21 protein-coding genes and 1 other RNA gene are annotated in these 25,001 nt (G+C 35.1%); 11 read left to right on the top strand and 11 right to left on the bottom strand.

Annotation, left to right across the window (positions count from 1 at the left end; translation table 11 throughout):
- Window position 1: 1 nt before the first annotated feature.
- The 3 genes from fsa to ffs form a co-directional block, all read right to left on the bottom strand.
- Window positions 2-658 carry a fructose-6-phosphate aldolase gene (gene fsa, locus BM361_RS04985; RefSeq protein ID WP_038263997.1) on the bottom strand — a complete coding sequence of 219 codons (657 nt, stop codon included), beginning with the start codon at window positions 656-658 and terminating at the stop codon, window positions 2-4.
- 41 nt (window positions 659-699) lie between these two features.
- Window positions 700-1,506 (bottom strand): SDR family oxidoreductase, encoded by an 807-nt coding sequence (locus tag BM361_RS04980; RefSeq protein WP_074977343.1) that lies wholly within the window; start codon window positions 1,504-1,506, stop codon window positions 700-702.
- Window positions 1,507-1,955: 449 nt separating this feature from the next.
- Window positions 1,956-2,054, bottom strand: an RNA gene (gene ffs / locus BM361_RS04975) — signal recognition particle sRNA small type.
- A gap of 89 nt (window positions 2,055-2,143) precedes the next feature.
- Between ffs and BM361_RS04970 the strand changes: the two genes are divergently transcribed.
- From BM361_RS04970 to BM361_RS04950, 5 genes are all read left to right on the top strand, one after another.
- Complete coding sequence (locus tag BM361_RS04970) at window positions 2,144-3,196, top strand: glutaminyl-peptide cyclotransferase (RefSeq protein ID WP_074977342.1); 1,053 nt, start codon at window positions 2,144-2,146, stop codon at window positions 3,194-3,196.
- A gap of 2 nt (window positions 3,197-3,198) precedes the next feature.
- On the top strand, window positions 3,199-3,588 hold the full coding sequence (locus BM361_RS04965) for an acyl-CoA thioesterase (RefSeq protein ID WP_074977340.1): 390 nt from the start codon (window positions 3,199-3,201) through the stop codon (window positions 3,586-3,588).
- 86 nt (window positions 3,589-3,674) lie between these two features.
- Window positions 3,675-4,046 carry a hypothetical protein gene (locus tag BM361_RS04960; protein WP_083425854.1) on the top strand — a complete coding sequence of 124 codons (372 nt, stop codon included), beginning with the start codon at window positions 3,675-3,677 and terminating at the stop codon, window positions 4,044-4,046.
- Between the two features lie 70 nt (window positions 4,047-4,116).
- Complete coding sequence (locus BM361_RS04955) at window positions 4,117-6,186, top strand: TonB-dependent receptor plug domain-containing protein (protein WP_254785733.1); 2,070 nt, start codon at window positions 4,117-4,119, stop codon at window positions 6,184-6,186.
- A gap of 15 nt (window positions 6,187-6,201) precedes the next feature.
- A complete protein-coding gene (locus BM361_RS04950) occupies window positions 6,202-7,053 on the top strand; it encodes a hypothetical protein (RefSeq protein ID WP_074977339.1) in 852 nt (283 codons plus the stop codon).
- A gap of 74 nt (window positions 7,054-7,127) precedes the next feature.
- Here the strand turns inward: BM361_RS04950 and BM361_RS04945 are convergent, their stop codons facing one another.
- The 4 genes from BM361_RS04945 to BM361_RS04930 all read right to left on the bottom strand — a co-directional run bounded on the left by BM361_RS04945 (window position 7,128) and on the right by BM361_RS04930 (window position 10,897).
- Window positions 7,128-8,327 (bottom strand): glutamate-5-semialdehyde dehydrogenase, encoded by a 1,200-nt coding sequence (locus BM361_RS04945; protein ID WP_074977338.1) that lies wholly within the window; start codon window positions 8,325-8,327, stop codon window positions 7,128-7,130.
- A gap of 16 nt (window positions 8,328-8,343) precedes the next feature.
- Window positions 8,344-9,117: a glutamate 5-kinase gene (proB, locus tag BM361_RS04940; RefSeq protein WP_038264015.1), complete on the bottom strand. Its 774-nt coding sequence runs from the start codon at window positions 9,115-9,117 to the stop codon at window positions 8,344-8,346.
- A 20-nt stretch (window positions 9,118-9,137) separates the two neighbouring features.
- Window positions 9,138-9,938, bottom strand: a complete 801-nt coding sequence (gene proC / locus BM361_RS04935) for a pyrroline-5-carboxylate reductase (protein WP_038264018.1) — start codon at window positions 9,936-9,938, stop codon at window positions 9,138-9,140.
- Window positions 9,939-10,231: 293 nt separating this feature from the next.
- The gene (locus BM361_RS04930; protein WP_074977337.1) at window positions 10,232-10,897 is read right to left on the bottom strand and encodes a TetR/AcrR family transcriptional regulator; all 666 of its coding nucleotides are present in this window, start codon (window positions 10,895-10,897) and stop codon (window positions 10,232-10,234) included.
- A 562-nt stretch (window positions 10,898-11,459) separates the two neighbouring features.
- On the opposite strand from BM361_RS04930, the gene BM361_RS04925 reads away from it, so the two are divergent.
- A complete protein-coding gene (locus BM361_RS04925) occupies window positions 11,460-12,557 on the top strand; it encodes an acyltransferase family protein (protein ID WP_074977335.1) in 1,098 nt (365 codons plus the stop codon).
- Between the two features lies 1 nt (window position 12,558).
- Here BM361_RS04925 and BM361_RS04920 read toward each other — a convergent pair whose 3' ends face one another.
- Together BM361_RS04920 and glyA are read right to left on the bottom strand one after the other, a co-directional pair.
- Window positions 12,559-13,785, bottom strand: a complete 1,227-nt coding sequence (locus BM361_RS04920) for a glycosyltransferase (protein ID WP_074977334.1) — start codon at window positions 13,783-13,785, stop codon at window positions 12,559-12,561.
- 81 nt (window positions 13,786-13,866) lie between these two features.
- A complete protein-coding gene (glyA, locus tag BM361_RS04915; protein ID WP_038264029.1) occupies window positions 13,867-15,141 on the bottom strand; it encodes a serine hydroxymethyltransferase in 1,275 nt (424 codons plus the stop codon).
- A 111-nt stretch (window positions 15,142-15,252) separates the two neighbouring features.
- Here glyA and fahA point away from each other — a divergent pair, with 111 nt between their 5' ends.
- Window positions 15,253-16,551 carry a fumarylacetoacetase gene (fahA, locus tag BM361_RS04910; RefSeq protein WP_074977332.1) on the top strand — a complete coding sequence of 433 codons (1,299 nt, stop codon included), beginning with the start codon at window positions 15,253-15,255 and terminating at the stop codon, window positions 16,549-16,551.
- Window positions 16,552-16,583: 32 nt separating this feature from the next.
- On the opposite strand, the gene BM361_RS04905 is transcribed toward fahA, so the two are convergent.
- Window positions 16,584-19,088: a bifunctional glycoside hydrolase family 9 protein/polysaccharide deacetylase gene (locus BM361_RS04905; protein ID WP_074977330.1), complete on the bottom strand. Its 2,505-nt coding sequence runs from the start codon at window positions 19,086-19,088 to the stop codon at window positions 16,584-16,586.
- 282 nt (window positions 19,089-19,370) lie between these two features.
- On the opposite strand from BM361_RS04905, the gene BM361_RS04900 reads away from it, so the two are divergent.
- From BM361_RS04900 to BM361_RS04890, 3 genes are all read left to right on the top strand, one after another.
- Window positions 19,371-20,555 (top strand): hypothetical protein, encoded by a 1,185-nt coding sequence (locus BM361_RS04900; protein WP_074977328.1) that lies wholly within the window; start codon window positions 19,371-19,373, stop codon window positions 20,553-20,555.
- A 74-nt stretch (window positions 20,556-20,629) separates the two neighbouring features.
- Window positions 20,630-21,250, top strand: a complete 621-nt coding sequence (locus tag BM361_RS04895) for a TetR/AcrR family transcriptional regulator (RefSeq protein WP_254785732.1) — start codon at window positions 20,630-20,632, stop codon at window positions 21,248-21,250.
- A 44-nt stretch (window positions 21,251-21,294) separates the two neighbouring features.
- Window positions 21,295-21,783, top strand: coding sequence for an acyl-CoA thioesterase (locus BM361_RS04890; protein ID WP_074977325.1), 489 nt, complete (start codon window positions 21,295-21,297; stop codon window positions 21,781-21,783).
- Between the two features lie 33 nt (window positions 21,784-21,816).
- On the opposite strand, the gene ytxJ is transcribed toward BM361_RS04890, so the two are convergent.
- Window positions 21,817-22,206 (bottom strand): bacillithiol system redox-active protein YtxJ, encoded by a 390-nt coding sequence (gene ytxJ, locus BM361_RS04885; protein WP_074977324.1) that lies wholly within the window; start codon window positions 22,204-22,206, stop codon window positions 21,817-21,819.
- Between the two features lie 144 nt (window positions 22,207-22,350).
- Here ytxJ and clpB point away from each other — a divergent pair, with 144 nt between their 5' ends.
- Complete coding sequence (gene clpB / locus BM361_RS04880; protein ID WP_074977322.1) at window positions 22,351-24,957, top strand: ATP-dependent chaperone ClpB; 2,607 nt, start codon at window positions 22,351-22,353, stop codon at window positions 24,955-24,957.
- Window positions 24,958-25,001 lie beyond the last annotated feature (44 nt).

Genomic DNA, 25,001 nt, shown 5'->3' with positions numbered 1-25,001 from the left:
ATTAACTATTTCCTTTATTGTAATCAGCAAGGAATTTTTCTAATCCAATATCAGTTAAAGGATGTTTTAATAATCCTGTTATTGAAGATAATGGTCCAGTCATTACGTCAGCACCAATTTTAGCACAGTCAATTACGTGCATTGTATGACGAACTGAAGCTGCTAGAATTTGTGTTTCAAACCCGTAGTTATCATATACTTGTCTGATATCTGCAATCAACTGCAATCCATCAGTAGATATATCGTCCAAACGTCCAATAAATGGAGATACATATGTTGCCCCAGCTTTAGCCGCTAAAAGAGCCTGACCAACTGAAAATACCAATGTACAGTTCGTTCTGATACCTTTATCGCTGAAATATTTAAGAGCTTTCACACCATCTTGAATCATAGGCACCTTAACAACAATCTGTTCATGTAATTCAGCCAACTCTTCTCCTTCCTTTATAATTCCCTCAAAGTCAGTAGCAATTACTTCAGCAGATACATCTCCTTCAACAGCATTACAGATATCAACATAATGCTTCAAAATGTTGTTTCTCCCTGTAATACCCTCCTTTGCCATTAATGATGGGTTCGTAGTAACACCATCCAGTACACCTAGTGCTTCAGCTTCTTTAATCTGATCTAGGTTTGCAGTATCGATAAAAAATTTCATCTGTTAATATTTAGTTGTGTATTTTTAACTTTGGTGCAAAACTACAACTTATAATGATTTAGTAATAGTTTCTCGTAAACTTTGTCTGGTAAAATATTCTTAAGAACAATTGAGAACTTCTGCATAAAGGCCCCTACCTTATAATGCACCTTAGGTTTTGTAGTATTTATAATCTTATATACAGTTTCAGCGACATCGTTCGGATCACCCCCATCATCGACATGCTCATTTATTAAATTAAGCGTATCCCCATAAGGCTTTTCATATGGCGAACCCGTTAAAACAGGTGCATGGTACCGTCCTGAAGCTATGTTAGTAGCAAAATCTCCTGGAGCTAAATTTGTGATCTGAACACCAAAATCTTTAGTTTCCATACGCATCGCTTCTGTAACAAGCTCAAGAGCTCCTTTAGAAGCTGAATAAAGTCCTCTGTAAGGAAGCCCCATATAACCCGCAATAGAAGTTATATTTATGATTAAACCCTGCTTTTGCTTACGCATTGGAGGCAGTACAGCCTTCATAACTTCTATCGGACCATAAAGGTTCGTGCTAAACACCTTATGAATTTCCTCCCGGGGAGTTTCCTCAATAGGTCCTGTAATACCAACACCGGCATTGTTAATTACAATATCGAGTCTTTTTTCCTTCGATACAATGGTATCTACCGCCGATTGTATACTGGCAGTATCTCCTACATCCAACCTTACCAGATTAAAGCTCAAACCTTCTTTAACACGATCAGGATTACGACTAGTACCGTATACAACGAATCCTTTATTCGTTAAAAATTCAGCTATTGATTTACCGATACCGGATGATCCGCCTGTAATTAAAACAACTTTCGACATGGTTTAAGGTTAAATTTTGGTTGACAAAGAAACAAAACAAATAGGGATCAAACCTAACACTCAGGTCTAAAAAGGTCAAAATAATTAATTTTTCAAGCACCTCGTCAAGCAATAAGCAGAAATCAGTCTTAACGATTCAAAAAGGTAACCCTAAATACACAACACCTTAAGAGCAATTTTAACATACTCTAGGCCCGGTGCAAAGGCATAGATACCCCAGGGATAAAGCATACATAAAGCATATATACATCGTATTAAAAACTGTAGAATTCAAATTGCAGCCTCCGGACAACTCCACTTCACGGCTAATAAACACCTCCTCACCTATATCTGAAGAATATTATACAGCTTGATTAAGGACGGCTAAGATGATCAATAATTTTTAATGCACTTTTATTAAAAACGATCCCGTATTTTATCATCAGAAACACCTAACAATAAGGCACAAAAAAAGGCAAGCTACCTACATCGCACCGCTACGACCGTATACCCTTGCTGTGTTCCCACCCTGGGGGATTCTACAGGAGCTGGTCGTGTAGGACTTGCCGGGTGCAAAGGTACAATAATTTTAAGTTTTCACAACCATTTCGACATCTTAATTTTATTGAATAACTTGCGATCAAAATCAACGAAATTAATGAGAACCCATAAGATTTTAATTATCAGTTTTTTATCTGTTTTTGCACTATCATGTAACGGAAAACATGCAACAAAAAAAAATAGATTATCGTTAGAAATTACTCCTGAAAACAAGAACATTCATCTAAACGATGAAATAAAGTTAGCTATTAAAAACCCTAAACAATTAGATATTTCATCCGTTGACTACACGCTTAATGGTAACCCCATCAATGTAACATCAAATAAGCTTCAGTTAACAGATGTTAAACTTGGAAAACACCTTCTTGAGGCTCATATTAATATAAATGATGATGAACCAATTAAGATTTCAAAATCCTTCATAGTCTTCAATAATACCGCTCCCAAGATATATACCTATAAGATCCTAAATGAATATCCACATGACATAGAAGCCTTTACACAGGGATTAGAATTTTACAATGACACCTTGTATGAAGGAACCGGACGCAGAGGATTATCCAAACTAATGAAGATTGATTACAAAACCGGTGAAGTATATAAAGAAATAAAGTTGGCTAACTCCTACTTTGGAGAAGGTATTTCCATTCTAAATGATAAAGTATACCAACTTACCTGGGAAAGTAAAACTGGTTTTGTCTACGATGTCGACAATTTTAAAAAACTGGAAACTTTCACCTATAATGCGAGTAAAGAAGGATGGGGTTTATGTAATGACGGGCAACAATTATATAAAAGCGATGGAACAGAACGTATCTGGACCCTCAATCCGGAAACTCTGCAAGAAGAAAATCACATTGAAGTATATACCAACAAAGCCAAACTTCAAAAAATCAATGAGCTGGAATTTGTGAATAATAAAATATATGCCAATACCTGGCAATTTGAGAAGGAAGTAGGAGTAATTATCAATCCTGAAAATGGAGCTGTTGAAGGAGTAATAGATTTCAGTGGTTTAAAGGAAAAGGTAAAGCAACATGCAGGCTTAGACGTATTAAATGGTATTGCTTACAACCCATCGACCCGTACATTTTTTGTTACCGGTAAAAAGTGGAATAAACTCTTTGAAGTTGAAATTTTAGAAAAGTAATATTGAAGATCTACGAAAAACATATTACCGTTCGGAAGGAAGACCTCGATTCTATGAACCACGTAAACAATGTTCGTTATGTTCAATGGGTTCAGGATATTGCAGAGGAACACTGGATTACGCTTACTGATAAAATTTTACAAGAAAAATACCTTTGGGTGGTTTTAAGTCACCATATAGAATACAAGGGAGAAGCCCTGATCAATGACATAATCAAGCTCAAAACCTATGTAGCCAACTCAGAAGGAGTCAGATCGGTTCGAATCGTTGAAATGTATAATTCCCAAACTGACAAACTATTAGTTAAAGCTGAAACTAATTGGTGCTTGATAAATGCTTCTACGAAAAAACCTTTGCGAATTCCTCAGGAAATCCAGGATATTTTTCAATAAATGAACCTCACTAAAAAATATAGTTTAAAAAGTTAAAATGACAATTATCATCTCGTTTTAAGCGACAAGTAATTAATTTTACAGCCGTGAAATACCTCATCCTAATCATAGCGATCTCTACTTTGTTTAAGCCACTATGGCCTGTAGTAGACTATATTATAAACTACAAGTACATTAGTGAGGTTCTTTGCGAAAACAAAGATAAACCAGAGCTTAATTGTGACGGAAAGTGCTACTTGAGCAAAATGCTGGCTCAGGAAACAACCGAACAGGATAAGAATCCTTTTGAGGGAAAACAACTAAAAACTGAAACATTTCAAATAATTTGTTTTAAAACGTTTTCTTTTATCAACACTTTTACCTCTAAACAATTTCACTCCCCTATTTTTGGGCATGATGAAAGTGTAACTTCCAATTTATTTGCTTTCACAATACCACACCCCCCAAAAGTGTATTAATACCTTATTAAGGCAGATGCAATCTCTTCATCTGCAACGTATTTTATATTAATCATTTTTATACAACTATATGAGTATCTGTAAAATGATGCATAAGGCCTTATACGGCCTTTTAGCATCCAGAAAAGGTGCTTTATGTTCAGGTATTGCCGTATGCCTATTATTCAACTTTAAATTAATAGCTCAACAAACCGAACACAAGGACACACTTATTCTGCCGATAAATTTAGAAGAGGTTATATTAATATCTAAAAACCTCAAGAATAATACTTTAAACTACCAGAGTGAAGTAAAACCCCTCTCATCTCTTGATGAATACCTTGAAAGCGCGAAGAAAATAAACATGATAAAGCGAGGTGCATATGCATGGGAACCTATGCTCAATGGTATGTCGTCTGAAAGACTGGCTGTTACAATTGATGGAATGCGAATTTTCGGAGCCTGTACCGATAAAATGGATCCCGTTACATCTTATGTGGATGTATCAAACCTATCTAAAATTGAAATAGGATCGGGTCAGCAAGGTGCTGTATACGGAAATACCATTGGCGGAGGAATCAATTTAAACCTGGACAAAGAAGGGTTCAAAAATCAAGGCTGGAAAGGTTTATTTGATAGCGGATTTGAATCGAATAACAACCTTTATGTCCTTGGAGGTAAAGCCAGTTATTCAAACAACGAATTTTTTATAAATACAGACTTGGTATACCGTATAGCTGATGATTATAAGGCAGGCGATGCTGAAGAGATACCTTTCTCCCAGTATGAGAAATATAATCTCGCTATCAACAGCGGTTACAAACTGAATGAGCAACAGCAATTGTCTGCTTCATTTATATATGACGAAGCCAGAGACATAGGCTACCCTGCATTGCCCATGGATGTTTCATTAGCTCGCGGCATTATTGGTTCCTTAAGTTTTCAGCAAGATTTGTTGTTTAACCGTTTATCTGATTGGGAAACCAAACTATACTTTAACAACATAAAACACGTCATGGACGACACCCAACGCCCAGAGGTGCCTATTCATATGGATATGCCCGGTTGGAGTAATACATACGGATTTTATTCTTCAGCAGGTATGGGATTTGACAGTCATAATTTCACCTTTAAAGTAGACGGATATTATAATAAATCATTGGCTGAAATGACCATGTACCCTAACAACCCTAACGAAGACACTATGTTTATGCTTACCTGGCCCGATATACGAACTTTGGATATAGGTATCTTTGTTAAAGATCAGATCGAACTGGAATGGTCTAGGCTGATCGTGTCTACGAGAATTGACATCCAAAACAGCAATGTTAAAGACGAGATTGGACTGAATAGCCTTAAGATATTCTATCCCGAAATAGAAGACAGTCAGGCACGATTCTTAAAAAGTTTTTCAATACAGCTTCATAAAGCCTTAGGTAATTTTCATTTCAGCCTGGGAAGTTCATATGGCGATCGTCCTCCCTCGGTGTCTGAAGGATACGGTTTCTACCTATACAATAGTTTTGATAATTATGACTATGTTGGAAATCCAGAACTTAAAAATGAAAAATCAACAGCATTTAATGGTAAAATAGGATTTGAAAAAAGCTCATTTAAAACCCATTTAGAGGGTAATTACTTTTTGATAAAGGATTATATCATTGGAGTACCAGACACTTCCCTAAGTCCGATGACTATAGGAGCAGACGGAATTAAAGTGTACACCAGTCTGGAAAGCGCAAGAATTACAAACCTTTTGCTAGATGCCTCCTACGAATTCAATAAAGTTTTTAAGTGGTCTGGACTTATCTCATATCAGCGGGGAGTTGATCAGGATAATGAAAATCTACCGCTTATAAGTCCGATTCAATATCGAGGTCAGATCACTTTCAATCAGCATAAATTTTCAGCTAATGTGAGCTGTAATGGTGCAGTCAAACAATCGCATTACAATTCATTATATGGAGAAGATCAGACAAATGCCTACACCATTTTATCAGCTTCCGTTGGAAAGCAATTTTATATAGCCAATGATGACTTCTATGTAAAGGCTGGAGTGGAAAATATTTTTGACGCTAATTATTCAACTTATACCGATTGGAAAAATATCCCGAGAATGGGACGTAATTTCTTTTTGACCTTATCATATACAATTCAATAACTAAACATAACAACAATGAAAAATATAAAAAACATTTTTACAGCTCTAATACTTACAATTACATTAACTGCTTGTTCATCAAGTGATGATACTCCAGAAGAAATTATCGATCCGGTTGCCAATCTAAACTTAGTAGATGTTATTGAAGATGATCTATATCAAATAGAAATATATTCCGCAACTGATCAATTTTACGTGGGTTACAACGAACTTACCATGCGAATTAAGAATAAAAATTCTGAAGACTATGTTGAAAATGCAAGTGTGAATTGGACTCCGGTAATGCATATGACTGAGATGCAACATTCTTGTCCTAAATCTCAAATTACTGAAACCGAAATTTCTTCAGTATTTAAAGGTTTTATAGTGTTCCAAATGCCTGGAAATATCGAAGAGTATTGGAGTTTAAAAGTTGATTTTGAAATTAACGGAGAGGCATATTCCATCACCCAAAACATCAATGTCGTCAACAATGAAGACGAATATAGAGTTGTTAACGTATTTAAGGGTAACGATGAAAGCAAATATGTTTTAGCAATGGTACCCTCAGAACTTAATGTAAGTATAAATGACTTTGGAGCGGTACTGTACAAAATGGAAAACATGATGACCTTTTCGATTGTAGAAAACTACACCATTGCAATTGATCCTAGAATGCCTGGTATGGATAACCACAGTTCGCCAAATAATGAAAACCTCACTTTCAATGCCAAATCAAAATTATATAATGGTAAACTTTCATTAACAATGACGGGGTACTGGAAAGTAAATCTGAAAGTACTCAATCCTAACAATGAGATAATTAAAGGGGAAGAAATCACTGATGAAAATAAAGCTAGTTCTATCTACTTTGATCTTTCTATATAACAAATCACAAAATAATAAAACCCTCATGAAATCATGAGGGTTTTTCATTATATAAACAGGTATAAGAGTCTTGTTTAAACCCTTACATGACCATCACCAAAAACATAATATTTATTAGTTACTAATTGTTTTAAACCAAGAGGTCCACGGTGATGTAATTTATCTGTACTGATTGCCAGCTCTGCTCCTACACCCATCTGTCCTCCATCGGTAAATCGGGTAGATGCATTGTGATAAACAGCAGCACTGTCTACTTGTTCCATAAATTTCTGTGCCTTAACTTTATCTTCGGTTAAAATGGATGCTGAATGACCTCCGGAATATTTATTAATCATTTCAATGGCCTGATCTAAACTATCCACTTCAGCTAAAACTATCTTAAGTGCCAGAAATTCTTCATACCAGGTATTTTCCTCAGGAATTTCAGTAGCATCACTAAGAATACCCTTGATCGATGAATCTACTAAAATATCTACATTAACAGCTTTTAAAACCTCTTCTAACGCTTTCACCTTAGCCTCATAATTGGGAATATGCTTATTGATAAGCACCTTATCTAAAGCATTACATCCAGAGATTTTGTCGGTTTTTGCATTCACAATGACTTTAAGAGTTTTTTCCCAATCTGCATCCTCAGAGACATATAAGAAATTATTTCCCCGACCACTTACTAAAACTGCACAAGTCGAATGCTCTTTCACAAACTGTATCAGTCGTTCACCGCCGCGAGGAACAATCAAATCCAATTGCTCTGGTGGATTTTTTAAGAACTCCTGAGTCTCTTGCCTATTAATATGTAATAAAGTAATCCAGTCTCTTGAAAGCCCATTAACCTCCAGGGCCTCATGCCAGCATTTTTCAAGTATTACATTACTATTATATGCCTCTTTCCCTCCTTTTAAGAAGATTTTATTATTCGCTTTAAAAGCTAAAACAGCCGCCTCTATCGTTACATCTGGTCTTGATTCATATATGATCATAATGGTACCAAATGGAGCCGTTCTATTTGTAACTTTCAAACCACTATCCAAAACAATTTCCGATTTTAGCTGACCCACAGGGTCTTCTTGATCTTTCACCTCTTTAATGGCTTGAATCATCCCATCTACCTTAGCCTCATTAACGACTAATCGATCATATAAAGCCTGATCATCACGATCAAATGCTTCTAAATCTTTTTTATTCTCATTAATGATGTTCTCTCGTTCTCGATCAATAATCTTCATCATTGAGTCAAGTACTTTATTTTTTAATTCTGAATTTAAAAGTTCCATGAATTTAATTTTATTTTTAAGAAATAAACTTTGTACCGACTTCTTTTCCGTCTATAATATCTACTATTACATTTTCGCGTTTACCATTTGCTATAAATGTAGGTATGTCTTTGCCGGCAGCACCTTTTGCTATCTTTAATTTTGACTCCATACCTCCGCGGCCTTCACCTTCGCCCTTTTCAGATTCCTGAACATACTTTTCAACATTCTCATCAACTTTAACTTCATCAATTTTTTCGGAATCATCATCATCTGGATGCCCTGTATACAGACCGTCAATATCTGTCAGAATTATGAGCATATCCGCATTGGTAAGCTCAGCAACCAAACTGGCTAATTCATCATTATCAGAAAACATAGACATTGATAATGAAACGGCATCATCTTCATTCGCAACCGGAATAACTCCCTCCGACAACAATCCTTCATAACAATTGATCATATTCTCACGGTGTCTTCCTGGGGCAAAATCGCGTTTGGTCGCTAAAACCTGAGCACAACGCATTCCATAATCATGGAACAACCCATAATAATGTCGCATCATTCGGGGTTGACCAACAGCAGAAAAAACTTGTCTTCTTGTAGATGGATCTTCTATATCCGAATGCCCAAGGATTTCCTGTCCTGCTATCGACGAACCAGAAGACACTAAGATTGTCATGATATCACGCTCATATAAAACACTTATCTGTCGCACTAGCTCTTTTAAAATTGGCTGTAAAATGCGGTTGTCTTTATTGGTTAATACATTAGTACCAACCTTTACCACAACTCTTTTTAAATCATCCATAATTTTAATATAGGTTCATACTATTTTCCAAGTTCAACAGCTCTGTTAAATGCAGCATATGCAGCTTCTTTTATTAACTCTTTCACGTTGTTATCCTCCATCGAGTCTAAAGCCGCACGAGTGGTACCTCCTTTAGAAGCAACCCTGTTCATCCATGATTCTGGCGAAAGATCTGACTCGTTGAATAATTTAACTGCACCTTCAAAAGTATTACTAACAAGCACTTTTGAATCGTGATCTGAAAATCCCATTTTTTGAGCAGCTTCCAACATAGACTGCATAAAATAGAAGACGTAGGCAGGACCACTACCCGATATTCCTGTTGAAGCATCAATATCACGTTCTGTATCAACATGAATCGACTCTCCTGTTGTATCTAATAAATTACGAACTGCTAATAACTCTAGCCTTGACACTCCTTCGGACTCAGTATAAGAGGTAACGCCCATCCCTACCTGCGCAGGTAGATTTGGCATCGTTCTAACCACTTTTAAAATACCTAAACCATTTTGAATAGATTCTATGGTTACACCCGCCATTAATGACACGAAAATTTGCTCTTCATTAATGAGAGGTTTCATTTTATCGAAAAGATCATCTGCGTGATAGGGCTTAACTGCAATAAAAATGACGTCGCTATCTTTAAGCGGTTCTTCGAGATTTTCGTAAACCTTATACTTTGGATTCTTTTTTAGGGCAGTAATTTTTTCTGGATCGGTATCAAATATTCTGAGCTTATGCTTACCCAAAAATGGAGAATTAGACATTCCTTCAGAATACGTGAGCCCCATATTACCGGCTCCAATTACTAAAACTTTCATGTTTTTAATTTATAGTTAATTAACTTTTTTAGTTAACTAACATGCCGCAAGGACTATGCGAGGGTGCCAAATTATTTTTTTAATTTCCGAGAAATCAATATTTCTCAATCATAAAACAATATTTTTTGTATATCCTCAACAATAGAAAGCTATAATTTCAATATTCTCAAAATAATTTTTTACAAAATTTTAGCCCGACTGACATTTAGACATAAAAATGCAGTTATGACAGTTCAAAGACATGACTGTCATGACTTGATAGCTCGTTAAATAACTTCTATAATTTAAGCATTTTAACTGGAAAATGAAAACCTTTGAGTAACTCGTTCAAATTCTTCTTTACCCAAATCTGTCATATATGGCATCAGTAACTCCCATATATGTTTAACCATTTCTCCTTCTTTTTGAAATTTAAAACTCGTTAATACCTCCTGCTGTATCAACCAAAAGGTAATAACAATCCGAATCGTATGTCTCAAACGAATATATTCATCTGAAGATTCTCCTATGATATACTTCTCATCAATAAACTTTTCAAATAAAGCTAACATTTGATCTCTTCTCAATCTTAAATTTTCTTGTAAGATCTCATTTATTCTCGGATAAGAACGATGGATTTCCAGAAGGTCTAAATGAAAGAATTTATATTTTAAATGGAAGTGTGCCAAATGTATTAAAAGCCTATGTAGGTGTTCTATTGAACTTGAATATGATTCTTTTATCAAATAAGATTCCGACATTTCTTCTCTCATTTGCTTATAGATCGCTAACAGAAGGTCTTCTTTAGTATTGTAATGATAATCCAAATTACCATGACTGATTCCCATTTCTGCGGCTATATGACGACTAGTAACGTTTTGTACTCCATTTGTATTAAACATTTCAATCGCATAATTAATTATGCGTTGTTTGGTACTTATTTTATCTGATTTTTTATTAGACACTGAACTTGTCTTCATGAATTCTTTTTTTATCAAAATGTTTGAACCTAAAACTCTATAGAAAAAATAGATTTACAAATATGCGAAAAAATTAACACTTAGTTTCTTAAATTTTTACACCCATTTCATGTAAAAACTACTCTGTTAATTACACATTGCATCTAATGCTTTCTCACAAAACACTACAGCTAAATTAAAATTAATTTTCATCAATAAAACACGTAATATTCAATAATTAAACTTGATATTTAACTAAAATATAAAAAAAATGTAAATTATTTTGCATAATTAGGGCTTGCGCACTATTTTTGGAACAGCAAGAAATTTAAATTAAAATGATTAATACCTTTAGGGAGCAGTGTTTATAATCTATGAGTTAAATACATAATGGTTTTTTAAGATTTGTTTTGGTTGACCGGTCTTAGCAATTAAGCTCCCTAAATGGGTATTATTCTACTCCTTCTATAATAACTTCATCGTAAATTTTAAACTGTATATTCTTCAAAATCGGTCGTAGGGCAATAAAATTTTATGTTTAATTACTATTACCTATATTTCATAAACTTTATTTCAAAAAAGCATGAAAAACCGAATTCTTTCTATTGATGTACTAAGAGGACTAACGATATGCCTTATGATTATAGTGAATACTCCAGGTTCATGGAGCTATGTTTACCCTCCTCTTCAACATGCATCATGGCATGGATGTACTCCAACAGATTTAGTATTCCCCAGCTTTTTGTTCGTGATTGGCCTTTCAATGTCCATTTCATTAAAGAAATTAAATTCATCTAACGCTATACCTATTTTAAAAAAACTGATTAAGAGAGGAGGCATTATTTTTATAATTGGACTTCTTCTCAACTGGTTTCCATTTTACCAAACACACATTTCAGATTTAAGAGTTTTTGGGGTGTTGCAGCGTATAGCCCTGGCCTTTATTTTAGCGGGTATTTTAATCAGCCTGATTCGCCAAACATCTATTTTAATTATCACCGCTTTTACACTTCTAATTACCCATTGGGCTCTTTTATATTTTCTGGGAGGCGATAATCCTTTTGGACTCGAAACAAACCTGGGTAGATCCATCGATTTATTTGTCATTGGTGAAAACCATATGTATAATGGTTTTGGTATACCCTTCGATCCGGAAGGACTCCTGGGTACCTTATCAAGTTCCGCTCAGGTATTACTTGGGTACATCATTGGGAAAAATATCTTACAGAAAGGAACCCCATCCGCTTATGAACTGAATAGGTTAGCGTTAATTTCACTAATGTTAATATTTATCAGCTTGATATGGAATATCATTTACCCCATTAATAAACCGCTATGGACAGGTTCGTATACACTTTATACCACAGGCATTATAACAGGGGTTTGGGGTATTTTAATTTGGATTATCGATATCAGGAAAAAAGATAGGTGGACCCTTCCGTTCAAGGTGTTCGGGCAAAACCCTTTAGCCAGTTACATTCTTTCTATTATCGTAGTAAAGCTATTTATTTATGTATTCAAAGTAGGAAACACATCGTTGTATGGATGGTCATTTAAGAACATATTTCAAACTTTATTTGATAATCACTTTGCGAGTTTTACCTTCGCCCTTGTTTTTACCTTTATGATTTGGCTAGTTGCCTTTTGGCTATATAAAAAAGGTAAGATCATAAAAATTTAAACTAGTTTTTGTTCTTTTCTTCAATCCACTTGGCCATATACTTATACGACAACATTGTTTGATGATTCAGCATCCGTCCAATGATGTTATTCTTTCTATCTTTACTCAGGTTTATGCATTTTTCTTGAATTTTAAGGTCGAAGTTTTTAAAATGAAGATCAAATTCAAACCTGCTGTTTATTATTTCCATCCCCTTTTGCTGGGAGCGTATCCACTGCTCTTTATTAAGATACAATTCAATACTTTTCTCAACAAAAAATTTAGATTCATCTTCAACAAACCCACTCCATTCGATGTCTTCATTTATGCCCTCTGCCCCTATACTTGTGGTCACACTTGGTGTACCATACCGCATTGCATCTATCAGCTTCCCTTTTAATCCGGCCCCAAAGCGTAAGGGCGCAAGACATACCCTGGCTTGTTGCATTACTTCCTGAACATTCTTCGCTCTCCCCTTAATTAAAAAGCCTTCATTCTTATTGTTCAGGTCATACACTTTTTGTGAGGCATAGGCTCCATAAATATGCAGCTCAGCCTTAGGCAATTGTTTTTTAATAGATGGCCAAATATTTTGCTTTAAATTGAGGACAGCATCCCAATTGGGTGCATGTAAAAAATTACCGATAAACATAAAATGCTCTCGCTGTTCATACGCTACCCATGAATCGGTATTCAATTCATTTAATTTTTTCTCTACAAATGGAATATACAATAACAAATCTTCCGGCACATTAAAGACATTCTTTAACAATTGAAACTCAATCTCTGATATAATCAGGGTAAGATCTGATCTGTAAATACTCGCTAATTCTCGCAATACCAAATCTCCTTCATAAAGGTCCGCTTCAGCACCTGTTTTAAATGCTTGATGACGTGCTTTCCTCAAAAAATGCAAATCCTCTGTATCAAGAACTCGTAATGCCGAAGGACAAATTTCTGAAACCCGCCAACCAAATTGCTCTTCCATCATATATCTATCGAACATAACAATATCAGGATCTACGGATTTAATGTAGTCATCAAAGGATGAATTATTAAGTTCAATCTTTTCTGACATGACTCCCAGATGGCTTAGATCAACCTCATTACCGGTTTTCTGTGAAGGAGAACAAAAAACAACCTGCATCCCTTGCGCCTGATAAAAACGTATAAGCTGCATCATTCTACTACCTGCAGCTGAAGAGGAAGGCTCCGGCCAAACATAGCCTATTATCAAAATTGTTGACATGCGCTATAATTTATTTGAAATCTAATAAAAAAAGCCTTAACCACAACGATTAAGGCTTTTTCCTATTATTTAAAAAACTATTTATGCCTGAAACAATGGATAGTTTTTCATCAGTTCATTTACTTTGTTTTTCACTGAAGATAAAACCTCGTTATCATCAATATTCGTAACAACTTCATCTATCAGTCCAACCACTGTTGCCATATCCTCTTCTTTCAATCCCCTGGTGGTGATTGCTGCAGTTCCAATTCTTATTCCACTAGTTACAAAAGGACTTTTATCATCGAATGGAACCATATTTTTATTCACTGTAATTCCAGCTTCTTCAAGCGCTTCTTCGGCTTGCTTTCCAGTGACATCCTTATTTCTAAGGTCAATTAGCATTAAATGATTATCTGTACCTCCAGAAATAAGATCATAACCTTTTTCTACAAAAGATTTAGCCATTGCCTGAGCATTTTTTCTCACCTGAATGATATAATGCAAAAATTCATCTGTTAATGCCTCTCCAAACGCAATTGCTTTAGCTGCAATTATGTGCTCTAAAGGACCTCCTTGGTTACCAGGAAACACGGCACTATCCAATAACGAAGACATCATTCTTGGTTTGCCATTTTTCAAGGTAATACCGAATGGATTCTCAAAATCTTTACCCATCATAATCAATCCACCTCGCGGTCCGCGCAACGTTTTATGTGTAGTAGTTGTTACAATATGACAATGAGGAATAGGATCGCTTAATACTCCTTTAGCAATAAGTCCTGCCGGATGCGAAATATCTGCCATTAATAAAGCTCCTACCTTATCTGCTATGGCTCTGAACCTTTTAAAATTTATATCGCGAGAATAAGCAGAAGCACCTGCAATAATCATTTTAGGCTGCTCTTTCTCTGCTATTTCCTCAATTTTATCATAATTCAAAATTCCTGTTTCCTTCTCTACTCCATAAAAAACAGGTTGATATAATTTACCTGAGAAATTTACAGGTGATCCATGCGTAAGGTGACCACCATGGGAAAGATCAAATCCCAGAATTTTATCCCCCGGTTTCAAACAAGCAGCATATACAGCGGTGTTAGCTTGAGAACCACTATGTGGCTGAACATTTACCCACTCAGCACCAAATAATTCCTTTGCCCTTTCAATAGCTATAGTCTCTACTTCATCAACAACTTCACACCCTCCGTAATAACGCTTGCCAGGATATCCTTCGGCGTATTTATTAGTCAGTACAGAACCTGCAGCCTCCATAACTTGCTCACTTACAAAGTTCTCAGATGCTATAAGTTCTAAACCATGTATTTGTCGCTCTTTTTCAGCTTGAATTAAATCAAAAATTTGTTCGTCGCGTTGCATTATAATAGTCTTTCGTTAAATAAAGCCCAAAAATAAAAAATAGATTGGTAAATTAGTTGAAAATAATACCTTTGAATCATTATTTATTAAACAATAATAAACAAATTTGTCATGCCACACACTGCAAACGACCCAAAAAAACAATCTTGGATCTCTGTAAAACAAGACTCCGACTTTCCTATACAAAATATTCCATTTGGTGTTTTCCTAACCCGTGACGATGTTATCACTATCGGTACACGTATTGGTGATAAAGCTATTGACCTTGGTGCCTTACACCAGTTAGGGTATTTTGAAAACATCCCATTAACTGACGATATATTTCTACAAGATTCATTAAATGATTTTATATCTGATGGAAAAAAAACATGGAGATTGGTTAGAAATAGAATCTCTGAGTTATTCGAAAAAAACAACCAAGAACTACAAAATAACAAGGAACATTGTAAAATCGTACTATTCGATCTCGATGAAATAGAAATGCAATTACCTGTACAAATTGGTGATTATACTGATTTCTACAGCAGTAAAGAACATGCCACCAATGTGGGTACTATGTTTAGAGACCCTAATAATGCTTTATTACCCAATTGGCTTCATATTCCTGTAGGTTATCACGGAAGAAGTTCTTCTATAATACCTTCAGGGATTCCGGTACACAGACCTATGGGACAAACTTTGCCGTTGGGTAGTAGTGAGCCTGTTTATGGTCCATCTCAAAGGGTAGATTTTGAATTAGAAATGGCATTTATTACAACAGATGCAAACCTTTTAGGCGAGCCTATTCCGGTTGACGAAGCTGAGGACTATATTTTTGGAATGGTGCTTTTCAATGACTGGAGCGCCAGGGATATTCAAAAATGGGAATACGTTCCGTTAGGACCATTTCTTGCTAAAAATTTTGCCTCTTCTATGTCTCCCTGGATAGTAACGATTGATGCCTTGGAGCCGTTCAGAGTTAAAGGACCAGAACAAAACCCTGAACCTTTAGCATATCTAAAGTCAAGCGGTAAAAAAAGCTTTGACATTAACCTTGAGGTAGATTTAATTCCTGAAAATGGAGAGGCACTAACGATCACTAAAAGTAATTTTAAGTACATGTACTGGAACATGGCACAACAACTTGCTCACCACACCGTAAATGGATGTAAAGTAAACAGCGGTGATATGATGGCCAGTGGCACCATTTCCGGACCTACCCCAGATTCATATGGTTCCATGCTGGAGCTTACCTGGGCCGGTAAGAACCCCATCAAACTCAAGGATGGTAGTGAACGTAAATTTATAGAAGATGGTGATACCATAACCATGCGAGGTTATTGCAAAAATAAAGATTACAGAATTGGATTCGGTGAAGTAAGTTCTAAACTTTTACCCCCATTTGACCCTAAAAAAGGAAAAAAATCTTAATTAAACATAAAGAGGTCTTTCGACCTCTTTTTTTATTTTGAACCCAGCAGACTAGAAAGTGACTCAAAAACATATCCACGGTCTTTCAACAATACAATTAAGTTATCTAAAGAGTTATAAAACTTATCTGTTCGAGCTGGATGGCTCCCCAAATGACTTAACAAAATAGCCCCATTAAGTCCCTCCCTTTTTTCAAAATCTTTAACGGAATTGAAAATTTCTTCACTAGATCGATATTGTTTCGTATTTGGAATGGTATAATCAGCATGCATCAAAGTTCCCCTTGTATAATTAATAATTTGTATATCCTGCTGAAGTGCCCACTGGGTAATAATATTGTTATTCCATTCATAGGGAGGTAAAAAGTAAGTCGCATCTTTTTTCAAAATCCCAAACTTTTCCATTGCGATATAATTATTGATCAGATCAACCGTAAATTGGTCATGTTTTACTAATATTTTTTTTTCATCAGACCAATCATTGTATAGCAAATGTTTATCTGAATGTGCTCCCATATAATGTCCCTCCGCCATTGCCTTTTCAATGAAATCTTTATTAGCTTTGTTTTTATAGAACTCACCGGTTAAAAAAAAAGAAGCTTTTATACGATGTTTTTTTAATGTTTTGAGTATAGTTTCAACTCCGTCAGAATATTCATGTCCGCTAAAAATTAATGTCAGTTTTTTACGAGATGTTCTACCCCGTACAATAGCTCCGGAATTATCTAACACATTACGGCTACGTTTTCTTCCTTTCATTCCATGTTTTTCAAGAGAAGATAAGTAATACACCAGACTAGCGGTCCCATCCATTGTTGGTTCATTAGTAGAATAATCTCCTGCATCATCATGGTACACCATCATCTCCGATTGGAAATCGGCATATTCATCTTTATTGTATAATTCAAGACCAATGAGGCTATTATATATTGAGCCATACACCGGTCCATCAACTAACCCTCCATAGGTTTGATAATTTTTTAAAACTTTAAAGGATGAATGGGGATCTTCTGGTGAGTCAACCGTATTAGGCAATCCAACGATCATGGTAGTTCCCCATGGATTACACCCAAAAAGCCAATCTCTTAAGCTTGCCTCCATCTCATCGAATGATTCGTCTCCGGTAAGCTTTTTATATAAGAGACATTGGGTTACCGCTGCGGTAACATAATTGTTGGAACACCAAACAAAAGGTGTACCTACTAAAAACGGACTATCCTTAGCACGTTCATAAATCATTTCAAGACCTTTCCGGTAAAAGTCACTCAACAACTCTTTATTATCCTTACTTGAGATCGATGCCATCTCATAATGTCCTACATTTAAAAATGGATAATACTGATAATGTCTTATGCTATCTCGTCCAATCCACGGAGAAACGGGCTCACTGATAGCATAATTTAATCCGTCGATTTTGTAATCAAGCTTTTTTGTAAACTTAAATAAACTTGCTGCCGCTAATTCCATATCATCTTTCCAGTTCTCTTCTTCATAAAAATATGGAGCCTTACATGGAGCAGTTTGACTTACCCCAGGATGAGTTTTACCATAGGTATATGCCCGTATGGATCTTTCTTTTAAATCTTTAGCATACTTTGGATAAAACACTGATAAAACGTCTGCTCCTAAAGCAAAAGAAGATGCAAACTTTCCTGCTGTAGAGGCAACGCCGGTAGATCGGTTTTTAAACACTCCTAACCCTTGTGGCTTCGAAGAAGCAAGATATAAGGGTCGACCTTTATATTTTTCGCTGTAAACAACCGTATCTTCATTTGGTAAACGATACCCTGCATGATCTCGATCATCAGCTATTTGATTATAATACTCATCCGGTGAAGGATTCATTTTTTGAAGCCAATCCATTCCATGCTTCGCCTCATCAATAACATCTGGAACCCCATTTGATCCCGGTAAACCATTCTCTTGAAACTCATCTCCGAAAACCATTGAATTTTCACGATAAGCAAAAAGTAGCTGATAAATTGCATTTGCTGAAGTAGTAGTATATTGCAAATAATCCGAAGCATCATGCCAACCTCCCGTCACATCTATTCGCTCACCCGATTTTGTCGGGTGATAAACAATAAAACCATCGTCTAAATGACAAGAATCTGTTAAAAATGGATTATACCCACAACGCTGCTGACGCATATATTTTAGAAGAAAGTCAGCTGTTCCTTCATATACATTATCGTCAATTTTAAAAACAGGTGATTTTGTAGACCCTACTTTTAAATAATACATTCCTGACGTTTTAAATTTAGAAAAATCAAGCCTAAAAGAAGATTTAAAAGGTCCAAACATCCCCTTTTCTTTTATCTCATTAGACGTATAAACCACCGAATCTGTATACGCATTAACTAAAGAAAATTTTGTTACAGGTTCAATTCCCTCAGAACCTAAAACAGCAATTTTTATAGCGTCTGGTTGATAACCCAAGTTGTTAATTCTTATCCAGGCTCTGTTATTGTTGTTTACATTACAGCACGGAAATAAAAAAAGAATTGATGCTATGCAAACTAGAAAACTCGATTTCATGTATGATAATTTTAGTGATTAAATAACCACTATGAATATAAAACAAATATATCTTTAAGTGGAAGTTGACATCTGTAATTATAAACATTTGAAAACGTATCATTTACGCATAAGGAATTATGGAAAATCCGCCATAGTGAAGTAATTTAGATCATCTCTTAAAAATAAAAATGTGTTTTTTTCCAAACAAATTGACCACTAACCTTCAACATAAATCATAGGCTTTTTATATTTTTGGCATTATGATTGATTTAGTGATCATAAACCGCAAAAACTTAACTTATGAAGAAACTATTACTCTTACTGATTGTCATTTTTACAATCGCTTGTAGTGGCGTAAAGAAAACGCAAGAAGCAATTAATACCGGTAATTACGATAGCGCAATAAACCTGGCTCTCACCGAATTAAGGGACAATAAATCCAAAAAATCAAATCAGCCATATATCATAATGCTTGAAGATGCATATGCAAAGGCTACGGTAAGAGATTTAGACCATATCAAATTTCTTATTAAAGAAAATAATCCTGAAAATTTCGAGGTTATTTATGAGGCTTATGAAAAACTAAAACAAAGGCAACAACGCATAAAACCACTTCTTCCGCTATATATTACTGAAGAAGGCAGAGATGCCAAGTTTAAGTTTAATGATTACTCGGATGAAATTATTGGTTTTAAAAATAGAACAGCAAATTACCTATACAGTAAAGCTAGTAAACTACTTAAGACAGGAAAAAACAAACAGGATTTCCGCGTTGCCTACGAAGATTTTGAATACCTGAACCGTATCAATCCAAATTATAAAGACGTTCTGAACAAAATGGAGGAAGCGCATAACAAGGGAACAGATTTTGTAGAAGTTGCATTATACAATGATACTGACATGGTGATTCCAAAAAAACTGGAAGAAGACCTACTAAGCTTTAACTCATATGGAATTAATGATTTTTGGACAATTTATCATAGCAATCCACAACCAGAGCTAAGTTATGACTATACCATGGACCTTGCTTTTAAACAAATCAATATCTCTCCTGAACAAATTAAGGAACGAGAGATCATAAAAGAAAAGCAAATCAAAGACGGATGGAAATATGCTACCGATAACAATGGTAATAAATTAAAAGACAGCTTGGGTAACTTCATAAAAATAGACAATTTCAAAACAGTTCGATGCGTTTTTTATGAATTCACACAATCAAAATTTGTGGAGGTTATAGGAGATGTTGATTTTAAAGAATCCCAAACAAAACAAACTTTAAATTCTTATCCTTTAGCAAGCGGTTATAAGTTTGAACACCGCTTCGCAACATACAAGGGAGATAGAAGAGCTCTCGACAACTCATTATTACCATTACTTGAATTACGTAGGATTGGTTTCCCTAGTAATGAAGAGATGGTTTATAATGCCGGTGAAGATTTAAAAGCAACATTAAAATCTATAGTTTCAAAACAAAAATTTAACTAATAAATAAAAGGCGTTCATCAGTTGAATGCCTTTTATTTATTTAATAATATACCATTTGGTATATTTTTGTAACTTTGAAAAATAAACTTTACCTAATGACCTATACAAAATCGGGAAAAACAACTGCTTTTATAATTGAAACCGTAGCCCCTATTTTTAATAAACATGGCTACGCTGCTACAAGTATGCACAAAATTACATCAGCTACCGGTTTAACAAAGGGAGCTATTTATGGCAATTTTTCTGATAAAGAAGAATTAGCCTACGAAGCTTTCAGATATAATATAAAAAAAGTACTTGGACTAATCAGTGAGCATATTAATGTAACAAACTCACCAATTAAAAAATTGCTCTTATTAATTGAGTTTTATAAAAAATATTATGAATTGTCAAAAAACCTTGGAGGTTGCCCTATTCTCAACATAGGTGTCGATGCAAATAATCAAAATGAAAGATTATTAAAAAAAGTAAAAGATACAATTTCAAAAATGGAATTCAGTATTATGGAAATGGTAGCAGAAGGTATGGAAAAAGGAGAACTTAAACCTGATCTTAACCCAGGAAACTGTGCTAAACAAATATTCAGCACAATTGAAGGAGCTATTTTCATGACCTCAACCATGAATGATCCTAAATACCTGGATGTAGCTACGAATTCTTTAAGGGAAACGATATTAACTCATTGGAAAAAATGATTTTTTTTACATAAAAATATACCATTTGGTATAAAATCAATATTATGAACAAACTACCAGTTACTTTAGAAAGTCAAACGAAAATACGATTTCAAGATTGCGATCCATTTAATCATTTGAATAATGGCAGATACATTGACTACTTTCTTAATGCCCGGGAAGATCAATTATTAAAATATTATAATATAGATATCTTTAAGATCATACGAGAAGACAAACTTGGATGGGTTGTTAGTAGCAGTCAATTGGCTTATTTAAAACCTGTATTTACGATGGAAGATATCATTATTACCACCGAACTAATAAGGTATTCTAATAAAGACCTAACTGTTGAGGCAAAAATGTGGAACAAAGACAAAACCATTTTAAAATCTTTGGCATGGATGAACTTTGTGCATTTTAACCTAACATCAAATCAAGTAAATGTACACTCTGAAACCTTTATGAAGCTTTTTAAAGAGGTTGTCAGTCCTATAAAGGAAAATACTTTTGAAGAAAGACATTTGAATTTTAGACTTCAGAAAGTAAATTAACAATGAAGAGCTGTTTTAAAGCTTAAAAATATACTAAATGAATGCCTCAATTGCTGAAGCGTTAATGCTTCCATGCGAGGCATGATGTACTATTTGACCTTCTTTAATCACCAACAATTGTGGACTTTCATGCCTTATATGAAAACGATTTGCCAGAGCATCAGAAATATCTCTAAATCGCAACAAGTCTAAAAAATATAATTGAGCATCTTCCTTTTTTAATCCATATTGCTTTTCAAAGCTGTTTAAAACCATCCTGCTAATACCACAACGAGTGCTATGTTTAAATACCGCTATAGGCATTTTGTATGATTCTTCCACCAGATTCTCTATCTCATTAATATGCACTAAACTATTCCAGGGCACATCAGAATTCTCACTATCTTTGTTAGTACTCCCAAATATTTTATCGAAAAGGTTCATTTCTGATCTAAATTAAAAGCATTATTAATGTCATTTTGTCCGTTAAATCTTATATAATCAAGTCATTTTGTCTCGATATATAATACGGAACAAGAATTGACAACTACAAATCAAAAGATTTAAACGCAACAAAAACAATATAAAATGAACTTTAACAATTATACAATAAAATCGCAGGAAGCCATACAACGTGCGCAGCAAATTGCTCAAGGTTATGGCCATCAACAAATAGAAAATGAACACATTTTCAAGGGACTTTCAGAAGTTGATGAAAATGTGCTCCCTTTTCTATTAAAGAAATTGAATGTCAATGTCGTACTTCTTAATCAAATATTAGATAGCACCTTAAATAGTTTTCCCAAGGTAAGTGGCCAAGACATGATGTTATCGCGAGATGCTGGGGCTACATTAAATGAAGCCAGCATTATTGCCAAGAAAATGAACGATGAATTTGTATCCGTTGAACACCTTATAATTGCAATTTTTAAATCGAAAAGTAAAATTGCCCAGATTCTAAAAGATCAGGGTGTTACCGAAAAAGGGTTAAAAAGTGCTATTGAAGAACTTCGAAAAGGTGAACGTGTAACCTCAGCAAGTGCGGAAGAAACTTATAATGCTCTCAACAAATATGCTAAAAACCTGAATCAGTTAGCCAACGATGGTAAACTAGATCCAGTAATTGGTCGTGATGAAGAAATCCGTCGTGTATTACAGATTCTATCCAGACGCACAAAAAATAACCCAATGTTAGTTGGTGAACCTGGAGTAGGTAAAACTGCTATCGCTGAAGGCTTGGCCCACAGAATTGTACAAGGGGATATTCCTGAAAACTTAAAGGATAAGCAAATTTTCTCACTAGACATGGGAGCCTTAATTGCAGGGGCAAAATACAAGGGGGAATTTGAAGAACGTTTAAAATCAGTTGTTAAAGAGGTTACTTCAGCTGAAGGAGATATAGTAATGTTTATCGATGAAATTCACACCCTTGTTGGCGCAGGTGGTGGCGAAGGAGCAATGGATGCAGCTAATATACTAAAACCTGCATTAGCTCGTGGCGAATTAAGAGCTATTGGTGCTACTACATTGGATGAGTATCAAAAGTACTTCGAAAAAGACAAAGCACTTGAGCGTCGTTTTCAAAAGGTAATGGTTGATGAGCCTGATACAGAAAGTGCCATTTCTATTTTGAGAGGTATTAAAGAAAAGTACGAAACCCATCATAAAGTTCGAATAAAAGATGATGCCATAATATCTGCTGTTGAATTATCACAACGATATATTACCAACAGGTTTTTACCAGACAAGGCTATTGATCTGATGGATGAAGCTGCTTCTAAACTTAGAATGGAAATTAATTCTAAACCTGAAGAACTTGATGTTCTAGACCGAAAAATCATGCAGCTTGAAATCGAAATAGAAGCTATTAAACGGGAAAAAGATGAGGCTAAACTCAAAAGCTTAAATGCTGATTTAGCAAACCTAAAAGAAGAACGGAATGAGATTTTTGCAAAATGGCAAGCTGAAAAAGATGTTGTTGACGAGGTTCAAAATGCCAAAGAAGCAATCGAAAGTTTCAAATTAGAGGCTGAAAAAGCTGAGCGTGACGGTGATTATGGTAAGGTCGCTGAAATACGATACGGGAAAATCAAAGAGGCCACTGAAAAACTAGAACAACTCCAAAAACAATTAGATGAAACACAAGGCGATGGAAGTGCCCTTATCAAAGAAGAAGTCACCAGTGAGGATATTGCAGAAGTTGTTGCTAAATGGACGGGGATCCCTGTTTCAAAAATGCTTCAAAGTGAACGCGAAAAATTACTCAAACTTGAGGATGAACTTCACCTAAGAGTTGTTGGCCAAGATGAAGCCATACAAGCAGTTTCTGATTCGATCAGAAGAAGTCGTGCTGGACTACAAGATGTTAAAAAACCTATTGGCTCATTCCTGTTTTTAGGTACAACCGGTGTCGGTAAAACGGAACTGGCGAAGGCATTAGCAGAGTACCTTTTTGATGACGAGTCTGCCATGACTAGAATTGATATGAGCGAATATCAGGAACGTCACTCTGTAAGTAGATTGGTTGGGGCCCCTCCAGGATATATTGGATATGACGAAGGTGGACAATTAACCGAAGCAGTACGACGCAAGCCATATTCCGTAGTTTTATTAGATGAAATTGAAAAAGCACATCCCGATGTATTTAATATTTTGTTACAGGTACTAGATGAAGGAAGACTAACGGATAACAAAGGACGCCTTGCTGATTTTAGAAATACTATAATCATTATGACGAGTAATCTAGGTAGCCACATAATTCAAGAAAAGTTCGATGCAGTAAAAGATATTGAATCGGCAACAGAATCTGCTAAAATAGAAGTTCTTGGTTTGCTTAAACAATCGGTCCGACCTGAATTTTTAAATAGAATTGATGACATCATTATGTTCACTCCACTATCTGAGGCTAATATTAAGGATATAGTAAGATTGCAATTAAAAAATGTTTTCAAAATGGTAGCCAAACAAAACATTACGTTAGACGCTACAGAAGAAGCTATTGAATATTTAGCTAAAAAGGGATACGACCCTCAATTTGGCGCCCGACCTGTTAAAAGAGTCATACAGAAGGATGTCCTGAACGAATTATCAAAAGAAATTCTCAGTGGTAAAATTCACACAGAAAGTATTATTTTACTGGATGAATTTGACGATCAACTTGTCTTCAGAAATCAATCCGATTTGGTGGAGAATTAATACTAAAAAAAGCAGCGTAAAACGCTGCTTTTTTTATTTCAACG

Source organism: Zhouia amylolytica (assembly GCF_900116365.1).
Lineage (GTDB): Bacteria > Bacteroidota > Bacteroidia > Flavobacteriales > Flavobacteriaceae > Zhouia > Zhouia amylolytica.
This window is presented reverse-complemented; position numbering and strand designations above follow the sequence as displayed.

Coding starts and splice junctions, on each gene's coding strand:
- fsa (WP_038263997.1), bottom strand. CDS start 658: ATGAAATTTTTTATCGATACTGCAAACCTAGATCAGATTAAAGAAGCT.
- BM361_RS04980 (WP_074977343.1), bottom strand. CDS start 1,506: ATGTCGAAAGTTGTTTTAATTACAGGCGGATCATCCGGTATCGGTAAA.
- BM361_RS04970 (WP_074977342.1), top strand. CDS start 2,144: ATGAGAACCCATAAGATTTTAATTATCAGTTTTTTATCTGTTTTTGCA.
- BM361_RS04955 (WP_254785733.1), top strand. CDS start 4,117: ATGAGTATCTGTAAAATGATGCATAAGGCCTTATACGGCCTTTTAGCA.
- BM361_RS04950 (WP_074977339.1), top strand. CDS start 6,202: ATGAAAAATATAAAAAACATTTTTACAGCTCTAATACTTACAATTACA.
- BM361_RS04945 (WP_074977338.1), bottom strand. CDS start 8,327: ATGGAACTTTTAAATTCAGAATTAAAAAATAAAGTACTTGACTCAATG.
- proB (WP_038264015.1), bottom strand. CDS start 9,117: ATGGATGATTTAAAAAGAGTTGTGGTAAAGGTTGGTACTAATGTATTA.
- proC (WP_038264018.1), bottom strand. CDS start 9,938: ATGAAAGTTTTAGTAATTGGAGCCGGTAATATGGGGCTCACGTATTCT.
- BM361_RS04930 (WP_074977337.1), bottom strand. CDS start 10,897: ATGAAGACAAGTTCAGTGTCTAATAAAAAATCAGATAAAATAAGTACC.
- BM361_RS04925 (WP_074977335.1), top strand. CDS start 11,460: ATGAAAAACCGAATTCTTTCTATTGATGTACTAAGAGGACTAACGATA.
- BM361_RS04920 (WP_074977334.1), bottom strand. CDS start 13,785: ATGTCAACAATTTTGATAATAGGCTATGTTTGGCCGGAGCCTTCCTCT.
- glyA (WP_038264029.1), bottom strand. CDS start 15,141: ATGCAACGCGACGAACAAATTTTTGATTTAATTCAAGCTGAAAAAGAG.
- fahA (WP_074977332.1), top strand. CDS start 15,253: ATGCCACACACTGCAAACGACCCAAAAAAACAATCTTGGATCTCTGTA.
- BM361_RS04905 (WP_074977330.1), bottom strand. CDS start 19,088: ATGAAATCGAGTTTTCTAGTTTGCATAGCATCAATTCTTTTTTTATTT.
- BM361_RS04900 (WP_074977328.1), top strand. CDS start 19,371: ATGAAGAAACTATTACTCTTACTGATTGTCATTTTTACAATCGCTTGT.
- BM361_RS04890 (WP_074977325.1), top strand. CDS start 21,295: ATGAACAAACTACCAGTTACTTTAGAAAGTCAAACGAAAATACGATTT.
- ytxJ (WP_074977324.1), bottom strand. CDS start 22,206: ATGAACCTTTTCGATAAAATATTTGGGAGTACTAACAAAGATAGTGAG.
- clpB (WP_074977322.1), top strand. CDS start 22,351: ATGAACTTTAACAATTATACAATAAAATCGCAGGAAGCCATACAACGT.